Source organism: Flavobacterium sp. KACC 22761 (genome assembly GCF_034058155.1).
Classification (GTDB): domain Bacteria; phylum Bacteroidota; class Bacteroidia; order Flavobacteriales; family Flavobacteriaceae; genus Flavobacterium.
In genome coordinates this window covers 4,062,422-4,075,485 of sequence record NZ_CP139148.1, presented here as the reverse complement: position 1 = coordinate 4,075,485, position 13,064 = coordinate 4,062,422, and the positions used below count along the sequence as shown (strand labels likewise).

Genomic DNA, 13,064 nt, shown 5'->3' with positions numbered 1-13,064 from the left:
TTAGTTTTTTTTAAGCATTATTTTACCTTCGAAACTTAGAACCTTAGCACCTCAAAAAAAAATGAAAGCTACTTACCATAAATACATGCTCGAATTTAAAGTTCCTTCAGGGACTTCACGTGGCATCATGACTGAAAAAGAAACCTGGTTTATCATTTTGGAAGAAAATGGAAAAAAAGGAATAGGCGAGTGTGGCATTTTACGTGGTTTAAGTGCAGATGATTGTGATGATTATGAAGAAAAGCTTAAGTGGGCTTGCAAGAATATTCATTTAGGAGAAAAGGCATTGTGGGAAGCTTTGCTTGAATTTCCATCAATTCAATTCGGAATTGAGATGGCTTTTTTGTCCTTAAAAAGCGAAAATCCTTATTTGTTGTTTCCTTCTGATTTCACTTCAAATTCAAAATCAATTGTAATAAATGGATTGGTTTGGATGGGAGATGAATCGTTTATGAAACAACAAATCGAAACAAAATTAGCAGATGGTTTTACTTGTATTAAACTAAAAATTGGAGCAATCGATTTCCAAAAAGAATTGGATTTGCTACAGTTTATAAGAATGCATTTTTCACCTGAGCAAATCGAAATCAGGGTAGATGCGAATGGCGCTTTTGGTTTAAATGATGCTTTAGATAAATTGCATCAACTTATTAAATTTCAACTTCATAGCATTGAACAGCCAATCAAAAAAGGGCAAATACAAACAATGTCTGAGTTGTGCAAACAAACTCCATTCCCTATTGCATTAGATGAAGAATTGATAGGTGTATTTTCAATAGAAGAGAAAGAAAAACTGTTGCAAGAAATCAAGCCGCAATACATTATTTTAAAGCCAAGTTTTATTGGCGGTTTTAGAGGAACAAAAGAGTGGATTGATCTGGCGGATAAATACAAAATTGGTTGGTGGATTACATCAGCTTTAGAAAGCAATATTGGTTTAAATGCCATAGCGCAATGGACTTTTTTACAAAATTCAAATATGCCACAAGGTTTAGGAACCGGAGCGCTTTACACCAATAATTTTGATTGCCCTCTTGAAGTATTAAAAGGGCAATTATGGTATAATACTTCAAAAGAATGGGATTCTTTTTGAAGGTTCAAAGTAACAAAGTCCCTAATTTTAAAACTTTATACCTTTGTCACTCTGCATCTTTGAATCTTTTTTCACTCTTTCCCTCCTAATAAATTAGCTTGCCAGTCTTTGAGTTCCTGCCATTTTCCTTGATACGCCATTAATGCCTGTTTTGCCCAAGTACTGGGATTGTGTATGCCATAATTTTCACCACCAGCATCCAAAATTGATTGCAGTTTTTCGGTAGAAGTTATAGACAATTCCTGCCAGCTTGTAATTCCTGCTTCATTAAACAGAGATTCGATTTTTACACCTATTCCTTCGACAATTTTCAAATCATTATTTCTGACTTTTTTGCCTAAAATAGTTAAAGCTATTTCCTTGTCAAATATAACTTGTGGTTGTATTTGTGAATTATAGTTTTTTGTTTTTGCTGCTAATTCTGTATCAAGACTATTAATTTTTTGGTTTAAATTCTTGACTGTAGCTTTGCATACATCTAGATCTTCTTGTAAAGATATAGCGAGCAAAACATCTTTTTTTGAACTGATTCTTCCTAGTAGATAACCTAAAATCCCAAAGACCAAACCTACTAGTGTCGGTATTAAAAATGACATTATATTCATGATCAGACATTTTAAATTTTGATAAATTATGGATTGTTGAAATACACATTGTCTTCAAACACGATAAAAACAATGGTATTAGGGTTAATCAAAATTACTCAAAAAACAAATCTTAATATATTAAAAATCAGTTAATTTGATTTAATGGTTCTGTCTTTAAAATCGGAAAAAATGTGGAGACTCCATTTGAGAATTTAGATACTGAATTAAATTGAGTAACTTGCGGTATAATTAATTCAAGAATTAAAATGGTTGAAATTGAACGAAAGTTTCTTGTAAAATCAGAGGATTTTAAAGAACAGGCTTTTACTCAAAATAAAATTGCCCAAGGTTATTTAAGCTCAATTCCTGAAAGAACGGTTCGTGTTAGAATTAAGGGAGAAAGAGGTTTTTTGACCATAAAAGGAATTGGGCATCAGGGAGGAATGTCTCGTTTTGAGTGGGAAAATGAAATTCCGCTTGAAGAAGCGTTGGAATTGCTGAAATTATGCGAAAAAGGAAAAATTGAAAAAACTCGTTTCGAAATCAAATCTGGAAATCATGTATTTGAAGTTGATCAGTTTTATGGTGAAAATGAAGGTTTGATTATTGCAGAAATAGAACTAAAGTCTGAGACTGAAATATTTGAAAAACCAAATTGGCTTGGAGAAGAAGTGACAAATGATGAACGGTATTACAATGCTTATTTGAGCAAAAAACCTTTTAAAGACTGGGAAAAATAACTGATTTATGACAGATTATGATTTGATTATTGTCGGTGGTGGGCCAATTGGTCTTGCCTGTGCAATAGAAGCTCAAAAAAAAAACTTACGTTATTTGATTATTGAAAAAGGCGCAATTGTAAATAGCATTTTCAATTATCCTTTGTATATGACTTTTTTCTCAACTGCAGAAAGATTAGAAATTGGTGATATTCCGTTTAATTGCTTGGCACCAAAACCGGGGCGTCAGGAAGCTTTGGAGTATTATCGAAATATTCATCGCTATTTTAATTTCGATATAAATTTGTTTGAAAAAGTTGTTGGAATTGAGAAAAACGAAAATTCAACTTTTGAAATCACCACAAACAAGAGCTTTTATAAATCTAAAAATGTAATTATCGCGACTGGTTTTTATGATATTCCGATAACGATAAATGTTAAAGGGGAAGAACTGCCAAAGGTTCGTCATTATTATAAAGAAGCGCACGAATACGCTTTTAGAAATGTTTTGGTTGTGGGAGCAAATAATTCTTCTGTAGATGCTGCATTGGAATGTTGGCGAAAAGGGGCAAATGTTACCATGGTTATTCGCAAAAATGAAATCAACAGCAGAGTGAAATATTGGGTGAAACCTGACATCGAAAACCGAATTGCCGAAGGAAGCATTAAAGCTTATTTTCAGTCAAATATTTCCGAAATAAAAGAAAATGAAGTTGAAATCGAAACTCCTGACGGAAAAGTAACTATCGAAAATGACTTTGTTCTTGCATTAACGGGATATAAGCCAGATCTGAATTTTCTAGAAAAAATTGGCATTCAGCTTTCAGATGATGAATTGAAAATTCCATCTTATAATCCAGAAACTATGGAAACCAATATTGATGGATTATTTCTCGCAGGTGTCGTGTGTGGTGGCATGCAGACGCATAAATGGTTTATTGAAAACTCAAGAATTCATGCTAAAATGATTGTGGATTATATTATTTTGAAGTAAAAAAAGGTTGTCAGTTCGAGCGGAGTCGAGAACTTTCGTAGCATTTCGACTTCGCTCAATGTGACAAACAAATAAAATAATTAGTAGCAATTTATGAATTCCTTGCTAAAAAACTTTAAGAACTACAAGATAACATCGAACAACCTACTTTAGATCTTGCCCAATCTGGTCGTTTTGCAAACCATTTTTCGTATTCTGGTTGCTCATCGTATGGATTTTGCAATAGTTTGTAAAGCTCTTCAATTAAAGAATAATCTTCTTTCTCAGCAGCATCAATTGCCAATTGTGCCATATAATTTCGTAGCACATATTTCGGATTAATCAAGTTCATTTTTTGTAAACGTTCTTCATCTGATAATGATTCAGATTTCAATCTTTCTAAATAAGAAGCAAACCATTTTGTCCAGTTGTCTAGAATTTCGCCTGAAACTTCGTCAATACTATAGAATGAATATTTGATTTTTTCAATTGCTTCTGGAGCAAAATCTGTTTTTTCAACCAAGCTTAAATTCCTGAAAAAGATTGTCATATCAGTTTCAGTCAACTGCAATATATTTTCTAAATCTGAAATCAATTGTTCATCAGTTTCAGTTGAAGTAAATAATCCTAATTTGCTTAAAAACATTGTTTTGTAATCAGAATCAAAATCATTTATAAACGATTCTAGAATCTTTTCTAAAGGTGCAGCTTCATTAATTAATGGATAAAGCGCGTTGGCCAATTGAAACAAGTTCCACTGTGCAACACCAGGTTGATTCCCAAAACGGTATCTTCTATTTTGGCTGTCAGTTGTGTTTGGTGTCCAATTCGGATCATAATTTTCCAGCCAACCATACGGACCGTAATCAATTGTAATTCCGTGAATCGACATGTTGTCTGTGTTCATTACACCGTGAACAAATCCAACACGCTGCCAATGCAGAATCATTTCTCGAGTTGTATCAGCGACTTTTTTAAAGAATTGTAAATATTGCTCTTTTGGCTCGCCAGTAATTTCAGGGAAATAATGTTTTATAGTAAACTCAACAAACTGTTTTAAATTTTTAAGTTCATTTCGCGCCGTAAGCATTTCAAAACTTCCAAATCTGATAAATGACGGAGCCACTCGGCACACTACAGCACCTTTTTCGTAAGCAGGATTTCCGTTGTATAAAATATCACGCAAAACTTGATCTCCAGAAAGTATCAGAGAAAGCGATCGAGTAGTAGGAACGCCAAGATGAAACATGGCTTCGGCACATAGATATTCTCTAATTGAGGAACGCAAAACAGCCAAACCATCGGCCGTTCTTGAATATGGAGTTTTTCCTGCACCTTTTAATTGAAGTGTATAAAACTGATTATTGTGTTCAATTTCAGTCAAATTTATTGCACGGCCATCACCTAATTGTCCAGCCCAATTTCCAAATTGATGCCCAGCATAACACATCGCATACGGCATTGTTTCAGGAAGTATTTCTTTTCCTGAAAAAACATTCAAGAAATCTTGGGACTGAATTTCATCTTTTGAAATTCCAACTAATGCCGCAACTTGTTCTGAGGCATGAATCAGTTTTGGATTTGAAGGTTTTGTTGGATTTACATACGAAAATAATGTGTTTTTTACCTGACGAACTTCGTTTGACAATTCTGGATCAGCAGGCAATTCGGCTGTAAATCGATTATTTATTTTTAGATTTTTCATTTTGTTTTTTTCTTTTTTTGCCACTGATTACACAGATTAAAAAGATTTCTTTTTTTAATCTGTGTAAATCCTTTAAATCTGTAGCTAAAAATTAAATTAATCGATCGGCGTACATTTTTTTCAGTTTCTGCACTTTCGGATCAATTACGATTTGGCAATAACGAGCATCTTGATTGTTGTTGTAGTAGTTTTGGTGATCTTCTTCGGCAATATAAAATACTTCAAAAGCAGTCAATTCTGTTACAATTTTGTCTTCGTAAAAAGGTTGTACTTCTTTGAAAACCTGCTCGGCGATTTCTTTTTGGTCCAAATCATGATACAAAACAATCGAGCGATATTGTGTTCCAACATCGGCACCTTGTCGGTTTAAAGTTGTAGGATCATGACTGGTCATAAATATAAAAATCAAATCATGATATGAAATTATGTCAGGATCAAAAGTGACTTGTATGACTTCGGCATGTCCCGTTCTGCCAGTGCAAACTTCACGGTAAGGAGGATTTTTAATAAAACCTCCAGAATAACCTGATTTTAAAGATTTTACTCCGTTTAAACGCTGAATTACAGCTTCAATACACCAAAAACATCCGCCACCAAAGGTAGCTGTTGCTAAATTTCCCATAATAAATAGAAGTGTTTGTTGTTTTAATACCTATTAATCCGATAGAATATTATGATAATTTATTAAAAAAAGAACCTAAATGTTAAATATACTGATTGGTTCTTTAAAATTTGAAGTTTAGTATTGATAAATTCGCAATTGTATAAAAAAGCAATATATTTGCAATCAAACTCAGGCACACATAATGAATAGCAAAAATAATACCATCAGTTTAGAAACTTATTTTCAGGAATTTCGTCAAAATATTGTGGGAATTAATCAAGAATTTACCTCACCATTTGGCAAAAAGCGAATAATTTACACTGATTGGACTGCCAGCGGAAGGTTGTATAGACCAATTGAAGAGAAACTTCTTAACGAATTTGGGCCATTTGTGGCAAATACACATACTGAAACGACTGTGTCAGGTACTGCCATGACAAAAGCATATCATCATGCCAGACATATTATCAAGCGTCATGCTAATGCAAATCATGATGATGTTTTGATTACTGACGGAACTGGAATGACGGGCGTTGTCAATAAATTTCAGCGTATTCTAGGATTGAAGATTCCAGAAAACCTTAAAAGTTGTACGACTGTTCCTGCCGAGAAAAAACCGATTGTTTTTATTTCTCACATGGAACATCACTCTAATCAAACTTCGTGGTTAGAAACTATTGCTGATGTTGAAATTATTCCGTCTTGTGAAAAAGGACTTTTTAGTCTTGAGCATTTGGAAACGCTTCTAGAAAAGTACAAAGACAGAACACTAAAAATCGCTTCGATTACTTCATGCTCTAATGTTACGGGGTTGAAAACACCTTTTCACGAAGCCGCAAAATTGATGCATCATTATAATGGCGTTTGTTTTGTTGATTTTGCTTGCTCAGGACCTTATGTAGAAATCAATATGCACCCCGCAGATCCTGAAGCTTATTTGGATGCCGTTTTCTTTTCTCCCCATAAATTTTTGGGCGGACCTGGAACTTCTGGAGTTTTGATTTTCAACAAAAAATTATATAAAAATATGATTCCGGATTGTCCTGGAGGAGGAACCGTAAGCTGGACAAATCCTTGGGGTGAGCATAAATATATTGATAATATTGAAGACCGCGAAGATGGCGGAACACCAGGATTTTTACAAGTTATAAAAACTGCGCTGGCGATTGAATTGAAAGAGGAAATGGGAATTGAAAACATCTTGCAACGCGAGCATGAAATTGTTGAGTATGTTTTTGATCAATTAGAATCTGTTGAAAACATCAAGATTTTGGCCGGCCAGCATAAAGAAAGATTAGGTGTTGTTTCGTTTTTTATTGAAAACCTTCATTTTAATTTAGGTGTAAAATTATTGAACGACCGCTTTGGAATCCAAACTCGTGGCGGATGCAGTTGTGCCGGAACTTACGGACACTTTTTACTGCATGTTGATCAAGAAACTTCAAATAAATTGGTTAACGAAATTACGATTGGAGATTTGATCAAAAAACCAGGTTGGATTAGAATGTCGATTCACCCAACGACAACCGATGAAGAAATTGCTTATGTATGCGAAAGCATTAAAGAATTGGCCAAAAACCACGAAACTTGGGCTTTAGATTATTCTTATAATAAAAACACAAACGAATTTATTCATAAAGATGCTACTTCGTTTGAAGATGAATTAGTGGAAAGCTGGTTTAAGTCTTAAGATTTTTTAACCGCAAAGTTCGCTAAGGTCGACGGGAATCACGCAAAGTTTAATAAAGCCAAACCAGATAGTTTTTTTCAAACTTGTCTGGTTTTGTTGTATAAATGAGTTTGTAGTTTCTCATGAAAACAAAATATTTCTCGTTTAGCCCCGATAGGAACGGCATCCTTTTATGGTCTCGTTTTTTCTACGAGACCATAAAAGATATAGTGGATAGCGGGACGTCTCATCAATTGAAAACTGATTTTTCTGCTCCTAAAAAAATAGAATTACATTATCAGTCGTACGCCACCAAGATCTGAAACACGGTAAGAAAATTTATCTCCAGGAGAAGCAATAAACATGAAATTTTTTGGGATATTCCATTTTTTCGAAAGTTCATCGATCATTTCTGGGCCAAATTCTCCTTGTATTTCAAGGTATTCAATGTCAATATCATCGTATGCACGATCTAAAACTTCAAGATCTTTTTTTAAAGCGGTGTTTGTGGCTTCGTGTTTTTTGACGTGGACAATTTTGAGTTTTTTTGTGGTTTCGTTGTTTTCAACATATTGCAATACTTTATTTAGAATTGCAATGTCGTCGCCCTTGGTGAAAAACACAAATTCCTGTGAATTTATCTTAATGCTTAAATTTTGCAGATAGCGATTGCTCACAATTACCATTCGGCGCAAAGGTTGATAAAAATATTCAAGTGCCTCGATTAACAGCCTAATAAGCATAACACGATTGAGCATAATCCCAATAAAAATTAAAGACGGAATCATGTATTTCAAAAAGGTATAAAAAGCGTGAATATTAAGTTCCATGTTTCCGATGAAGGCTGCAATGACAAAAAATACCGCAGTTACGACCGCAATTCCGCGAGCGCGTTCTGGTCTTGGAAGTTTTTTACGTTTAAATTTCAGCAATAAATTCCCGATTCCGAAGAGCGCCATTACAGCTAAAAATGAAAATGTATAAACGCCAGCCAAAGATTCTAAATGCCCTTGAGTAGCAAAAAGTACGGAAATGCAAAGAATTAAAAAACTTATTACAATTCTATAATGTGAGCCTCTTTTGTTTTGTTTTAGAAAATAATTTGGCAAAATCCGATCTAAAGTCATTCGGTTTAACAATCCGGAAACACCAACAAATGATGTCAATACAGCGCCACACAAGACTAGAACAGCATCAATAGAAATTAACCAAGCCAGCCATGAACCGCCAGTTGTCTCGCCTAGATGCGCCAAAAGTGATTCTTTATTTTCGCCAACTTCAGTAAGCGGAATTACGCTTATCAATAAAATGGCAATCACTGGATTGAAGAAACTCACAATTGCCCACATATTGCGGAGCGTTTTCGGGAAAATGCCTTGTTCTTGCTCTTCGACAAAATTTGCCGAACTTTCGAAGCCTGAAATTCCAAGCATTGCGGCAGAAAATCCTAGAAAAAGTGCAGTTTCAATATTTCCTGTTGTTAATGGGGTTTGCCAATTTATATGAAAGGTTTCTAATCCGTTAAATAACAGAAAACAAACTGACGTCAAGACCAGCAAACTTAAAGTAGTGATATGTGTAATAAAAATAATTACGGCCACAAAGGCAGATTCGCCAATTCCTAAAATAGCTAAAAACGTAAATAAAATTAAAATAATGACTGTAGCGATCGTAACATTTAGTCCGTCAAAAATTCCGTGTAGGTAATGCATTCCTTCAGACGCAGAAATAACAGCTGTTGCCATATAGGACAAAACCGTTAATGTTGCAGCAAATGATGCAAGTTTTTTAGTAGAAGTATTTAATAAAACGTTATAAGCTCCGCCATTTAAAGGAATTGCGCCAACAACTTCCCCATAAATTTTTCGGAATAAAAATAAAACAATTGCGACAATCAACAACGAAATCCAAGCATATTGACCAGCATATAAAATGGTTAACGCCGAAACATACAAACAAGAAGAGCTGATATCGTTGCCACAAATAGCTGTTGCCTGTAATTGATTTAATTTTTTATGGACGATTTCTTTCATGATTATTCAAGATTACAACTCGATTAACTTTATAAAAATGGCAACAAAACAATTAAAATCTGTATTTGCGAGCAGTTTCATACTATTTGAAACTGAATTATCTAGTTAATCTTGAATTTTGAATATTCAAGTTAAGGATATTATTTGGATTCCTGAAACTTTTTAAGAGACAGCAAGGCCTGTTCTTGAATTTTTTTATGAAAAAAACCTGTCCATCCCAGCAAATATCCGGTGATGCCAAAAGCTTGTTTAGACCATTTCCAAACATCAAAATTATCTGTATGTTTGATGATTAGCCCATCTTGAAACACAAATTCTGCATAAATGCTGTTTACCACTTTTCTATTGGTTTTGCTAAAGTTATAAGTAGCAAGCCATCGTGCAGAACCCGAAAAATCATCGGCTTTTATATTTGAAAATTCAATTTTAATATTTCCTTTGCTTTTCAAAAGCAGCATTTCCCACATTTTAGAAACTTGCTCTTCTTTCAGTAATCCAAAAGCTGGATCAATAAAATGTACTTTTGGATGATAGCATTCGCTCATTGTTTTTGCATCAGCATTAGCAAAAGCGGTATAGAATTTTGTAATTAAACTTTCGTTGGCGTTCATTTAGATCTTAATTTGAGTATAAATATAAGATTATTATTTTTAAGTCTTTTCTTTATAAAACACTAATTTCTTTTGCTGTATCAAAAGTCTTTTTTGATTTATCGTAGGCCGTTGAAAAATAAGAATTTCTGTTCACAGCTGTAAAATGCCCAGTTTCACTGCTAAAAGCATTTGAATTGCCCACAATAATAAAGCGAATGCCTTGAATATCTGTTCTCTTTAGTTTCAGCATTTCAGCAGGAGTGAAGTAGTAGTAAGCCGAAGTTTTTCCGTCAGCAGTTTCTTTTACGTTTTTATCTACGCATGCAATTACATCGCCATTTGCCAGATCGACATAAACACCACCCAAAATTTTGGATTGATCATTGGCAGTAGCGATGCTTAATTTTAAAATTCCGCCTTTTTCTGTTTTTGCGACCTGAACATCAAGTTCGCCTGAGAAAGCATATTTTTCACAAATGAAAACATATTTTTGAGTTGCTGGATACGGTTTTGATCCTTTTACACTCAAACTTTCTTGGGCATTAGCAAAGTTTGCAATAAGCAGCAATAAAAACAACGGTAATCTTAAACGCATATATTTACTTTATTTTTCGGTTATTTTGGCATCAAATTTTTCATCCCAATCCATTGATTTTATAGAAGAAATCAAATTATTTTCATCAACAAATACTCTAAGTTCTTTGTTGGCTACTTTTTTAGAATACAAAGCATGATAACGGTAAATGACTTCATTTTTAGTTTTATAAACACCGTCTAATTTCAAATCAATAAAACTGCCATAATACTGTCTAAATCTGGTACAGGTTTTGGTCAGTCGTTCTTCAGTGGTGTTTTCCATTACTGATTTAGTCACTTCTGTTTCATTAAATGGCTTAAATTTAGAAGTATTGCAGGTTTCCAAAACACGTTTGCCTAATTCGTACGCTTTTTTTTGTTGGTTCGAATTAACTTCCGAAACTACTACTTTCTTAATTTTCAAATCGTCAGTATCTCTGCTGACCGTTTTTGATTTGCATCCAATAAGCAATAACAAACATATAACCAATCCTGCTTTCTTCATAACTATTTATGTTATTTTTAATAATAAGTTAGGGTCGGGGCAATTTTCGATATAAAAATTAAGGTCATTTGAATTGCAGACTCCAGGATAATCGCCCCAATAATCTTCAATATTTTGAATAATCTGAAAATGGACATGAGGAGCATAATCGCCGTTTACTGCTGCATTTCCTAGGGTTGCAATTTGATCACCTTTTTTGAAAGATTTCCCAACCGTTAAGTTGTCTAAACTTTCTAACGATAAATGTCCATATAAAGTATAAAATTTTACATTTTGAATTTCATGTTCTAAAATAATCGTCGGCCCATAATCGCCTAAACCGATATTGTTTTTAAAACTATGCACTTTTCCGTCAAGCGGAGCATGAACTGTGGTGCCAACTTTTGTCCATAAATCCAGACCAATATGAATATTTCTTTCTGGTATCGAATCATTTCTAAAAATAGTACTCCTTTTATATAAAGTGCGACCTTCAATATAACCGCCAAAAGCAACTTCGGCATTATTTCTTGACAGATAATCTGAGATAAAAACTTCGAATTCAACAGTATTTTCTGGTCGGCTGTCCATTAATTCTTCATTGTTTGCAGACAAATCTAACGGAATGTACATTGATAAATCAATACTAGAATCAATAATTTTAGTAGGTGGTAAGGCGTTTAAAATGGCGGAAAGGGGTTTCATAAAAATAAAATTTAGGCTACTTTTTCGATTATAATTAACTCATTGTGAACCTCAATGCGAGGCAGCATTTTTGAGGAAAACAATTTAGCATTTATTTCTAATATGTACTTCTTATTTCTCACATTATGTGCTTCATCCAAAATCATCGTATTAAAAAGCACAAAACCTTGATCATTTAATAAGGAACAAACACGATTGCTGAAAAAACTTTCAAATAAGAAATTCGGCATTTTGATATCTTCAAAAATATCGATTATGATTAAATCGTATTTGTCCTTTGTTTTTAGAACAAATTCAAAAGCGTCATCAATAATAAGTTCTAATTGATTGATTTTGTTTAAATTAAAGTATTGATTAGCAACCTGAATCATATCGGGATCAATTTCAACTCCGGTAATTTTACCTTTATATTGTATTTCATCTACCAAAGTTTTGATAACGCTTCCGCCGGCAACTCCTAGTACCAAAACATGATTCATTTCTAAAACCTTATTGTAGCCAATATTTCGCAAGCCGTATCTTAAAATACGCTGCAAACTTCCATATGAATAATTCGTATTTTCAGAGTCCAAAACCAGTTCTCCATTTGCCCAAGTCACCTCAATTGTTTTGCTTCTGGCCGATTTTTTTTTGTAAATTTTTATTGGGATAAGATAACTGAACAGTTTTTGAATCATTTTATAAGGCTTTTACTCAAAAATACATTTTAAATCTTTTATTTTGCAGAAATAATAAAACTTTAATGAAAAAACAGTTATACAAATTCATTTTTTACAAGCTAATGGGCTGGCAAATTAAGGGAATCGAAAATGCTGATGTAAAAAAATGCATTCTAATGGTTATTCCTCATACCAGCAATCACGATTTTTATATTGGGCTTTTTACTCGCGGAATTTCTGGACTGCAAATGAATTGGGTTGGAAAGAAGGAATTATTTAAATTTCCTATTGGTTATTATTTTAGAAATGTGGGAGGTGAGCCTCTTGATAGAAGCGGAGGGTTAAACAAAGTTGATTCGATCGCGGCAATTTTTGATCGTAAAGAAATATTTCGTCTTGCCGTTGCTCCCGAAGGAACTCGAAAAGGAGTAACCGAAATAAGGACTGGATTTTATTATATCGCACTCAAAGCAAATGTGCCAATTGTTCCTGTTGCTTTTGATTGGGGAAAAAAAGAAGTTAATTTAGGAGTACCATTTTTTCCAACAGGAAATTATGAAGCCGATTGGAAAATTTTAAAAATGCATTATAAAGGAGTAGTAGGTAAAATTCCTGAGAATGGTATTCAAATTTAAATTTTTGATGTTTTTTCCAATTGCGTGAG

General features: G+C 33.6%; 14 protein-coding genes. 5 read left to right on the top strand and 9 right to left on the bottom strand.

Annotated elements, in window-relative coordinates; genetic code table 11:
- Positions 1–61 precede the first annotated feature (61 nt).
- Positions 62–1,093 carry an o-succinylbenzoate synthase gene (locus SCB73_RS17645; RefSeq protein WP_320567504.1) on the top strand — a complete coding sequence of 344 codons (1,032 nt, stop codon included), beginning with the start codon at positions 62–64 and terminating at the stop codon, positions 1,091–1,093.
- 71 nt (positions 1,094–1,164) lie between these two features.
- On the opposite strand, the gene SCB73_RS17640 is transcribed toward SCB73_RS17645, so the two are convergent.
- Positions 1,165–1,698 (bottom strand): hypothetical protein, encoded by a 534-nt coding sequence (locus SCB73_RS17640; protein ID WP_320567503.1) that lies wholly within the window; start codon positions 1,696–1,698, stop codon positions 1,165–1,167.
- A gap of 248 nt (positions 1,699–1,946) precedes the next feature.
- Here SCB73_RS17640 and SCB73_RS17635 point away from each other — a divergent pair, with 248 nt between their 5' ends.
- Both SCB73_RS17635 and SCB73_RS17630 read left to right on the top strand, forming a co-directional pair.
- The gene (locus SCB73_RS17635; RefSeq protein WP_320567502.1) at positions 1,947–2,420 is read left to right on the top strand and encodes a CYTH domain-containing protein; all 474 of its coding nucleotides are present in this window, start codon (positions 1,947–1,949) and stop codon (positions 2,418–2,420) included.
- 7 nt (positions 2,421–2,427) lie between these two features.
- Complete coding sequence (locus SCB73_RS17630) at positions 2,428–3,393, top strand: YpdA family putative bacillithiol disulfide reductase (protein WP_320567501.1); 966 nt, start codon at positions 2,428–2,430, stop codon at positions 3,391–3,393.
- 115 nt (positions 3,394–3,508) lie between these two features.
- On the opposite strand, the gene SCB73_RS17625 is transcribed toward SCB73_RS17630, so the two are convergent.
- On the bottom strand, positions 3,509–5,077 hold the full coding sequence (locus SCB73_RS17625) for a protein adenylyltransferase SelO (protein ID WP_320567500.1): 1,569 nt from the start codon (positions 5,075–5,077) through the stop codon (positions 3,509–3,511).
- 91 nt (positions 5,078–5,168) lie between these two features.
- Positions 5,169–5,699, bottom strand: coding sequence for a peptide-methionine (S)-S-oxide reductase MsrA (msrA, locus tag SCB73_RS17620; RefSeq protein ID WP_320567499.1), 531 nt, complete (start codon positions 5,697–5,699; stop codon positions 5,169–5,171).
- A gap of 184 nt (positions 5,700–5,883) precedes the next feature.
- On the opposite strand from msrA, the gene SCB73_RS17615 reads away from it, so the two are divergent.
- Positions 5,884–7,371 carry an aminotransferase class V-fold PLP-dependent enzyme gene (locus SCB73_RS17615; protein ID WP_320567498.1) on the top strand — a complete coding sequence of 496 codons (1,488 nt, stop codon included), beginning with the start codon at positions 5,884–5,886 and terminating at the stop codon, positions 7,369–7,371.
- A 269-nt stretch (positions 7,372–7,640) separates the two neighbouring features.
- Here SCB73_RS17615 and SCB73_RS17610 read toward each other — a convergent pair whose 3' ends face one another.
- From SCB73_RS17610 to SCB73_RS17585, 6 genes are all read right to left on the bottom strand, one after another.
- Positions 7,641–9,383 (bottom strand): APC family permease, encoded by a 1,743-nt coding sequence (locus SCB73_RS17610; protein ID WP_320567497.1) that lies wholly within the window; start codon positions 9,381–9,383, stop codon positions 7,641–7,643.
- Positions 9,384–9,523: 140 nt separating this feature from the next.
- On the bottom strand, positions 9,524–9,994 hold the full coding sequence (locus SCB73_RS17605; protein WP_320567496.1) for a nuclear transport factor 2 family protein: 471 nt from the start codon (positions 9,992–9,994) through the stop codon (positions 9,524–9,526).
- A gap of 52 nt (positions 9,995–10,046) precedes the next feature.
- Entirely contained in the window at positions 10,047–10,571 is a 525-nt protein-coding gene (locus SCB73_RS17600; protein ID WP_320567495.1) for a hypothetical protein, read from the bottom strand.
- Between the two features lie 9 nt (positions 10,572–10,580).
- Positions 10,581–11,057: a hypothetical protein gene (locus tag SCB73_RS17595; protein ID WP_320567494.1), complete on the bottom strand. Its 477-nt coding sequence runs from the start codon at positions 11,055–11,057 to the stop codon at positions 10,581–10,583.
- A 6-nt stretch (positions 11,058–11,063) separates the two neighbouring features.
- Positions 11,064–11,741, bottom strand: coding sequence for a peptidoglycan DD-metalloendopeptidase family protein (locus tag SCB73_RS17590; RefSeq protein WP_320567493.1), 678 nt, complete (start codon positions 11,739–11,741; stop codon positions 11,064–11,066).
- An 11-nt stretch (positions 11,742–11,752) separates the two neighbouring features.
- On the bottom strand, positions 11,753–12,418 hold the full coding sequence (locus SCB73_RS17585) for a spermidine synthase (protein ID WP_320567492.1): 666 nt from the start codon (positions 12,416–12,418) through the stop codon (positions 11,753–11,755).
- Between the two features lie 65 nt (positions 12,419–12,483).
- Here SCB73_RS17585 and SCB73_RS17580 point away from each other — a divergent pair, with 65 nt between their 5' ends.
- Complete coding sequence (locus SCB73_RS17580; protein WP_320567491.1) at positions 12,484–13,035, top strand: 1-acyl-sn-glycerol-3-phosphate acyltransferase; 552 nt, start codon at positions 12,484–12,486, stop codon at positions 13,033–13,035.
- The last annotated feature ends 29 nt before the right edge of the window (positions 13,036–13,064 follow it).

Coding starts and splice junctions, on each gene's coding strand:
- SCB73_RS17645 (WP_320567504.1), top strand. CDS start 62: ATGAAAGCTACTTACCATAAATACATGCTCGAATTTAAAGTTCCTTCA.
- SCB73_RS17640 (WP_320567503.1), bottom strand. CDS start 1,698: ATGAATATAATGTCATTTTTAATACCGACACTAGTAGGTTTGGTCTTT.
- SCB73_RS17635 (WP_320567502.1), top strand. CDS start 1,947: ATGGTTGAAATTGAACGAAAGTTTCTTGTAAAATCAGAGGATTTTAAA.
- SCB73_RS17630 (WP_320567501.1), top strand. CDS start 2,428: ATGACAGATTATGATTTGATTATTGTCGGTGGTGGGCCAATTGGTCTT.
- SCB73_RS17625 (WP_320567500.1), bottom strand. CDS start 5,077: ATGAAAAATCTAAAAATAAATAATCGATTTACAGCCGAATTGCCTGCT.
- msrA (WP_320567499.1), bottom strand. CDS start 5,699: ATGGGAAATTTAGCAACAGCTACCTTTGGTGGCGGATGTTTTTGGTGT.
- SCB73_RS17615 (WP_320567498.1), top strand. CDS start 5,884: ATGAATAGCAAAAATAATACCATCAGTTTAGAAACTTATTTTCAGGAA.
- SCB73_RS17610 (WP_320567497.1), bottom strand. CDS start 9,383: ATGAAAGAAATCGTCCATAAAAAATTAAATCAATTACAGGCAACAGCT.
- SCB73_RS17605 (WP_320567496.1), bottom strand. CDS start 9,994: ATGAACGCCAACGAAAGTTTAATTACAAAATTCTATACCGCTTTTGCT.
- SCB73_RS17600 (WP_320567495.1), bottom strand. CDS start 10,571: ATGCGTTTAAGATTACCGTTGTTTTTATTGCTGCTTATTGCAAACTTT.
- SCB73_RS17595 (WP_320567494.1), bottom strand. CDS start 11,057: ATGAAGAAAGCAGGATTGGTTATATGTTTGTTATTGCTTATTGGATGC.
- SCB73_RS17590 (WP_320567493.1), bottom strand. CDS start 11,741: ATGAAACCCCTTTCCGCCATTTTAAACGCCTTACCACCTACTAAAATT.
- SCB73_RS17585 (WP_320567492.1), bottom strand. CDS start 12,418: ATGATTCAAAAACTGTTCAGTTATCTTATCCCAATAAAAATTTACAAA.
- SCB73_RS17580 (WP_320567491.1), top strand. CDS start 12,484: ATGAAAAAACAGTTATACAAATTCATTTTTTACAAGCTAATGGGCTGG.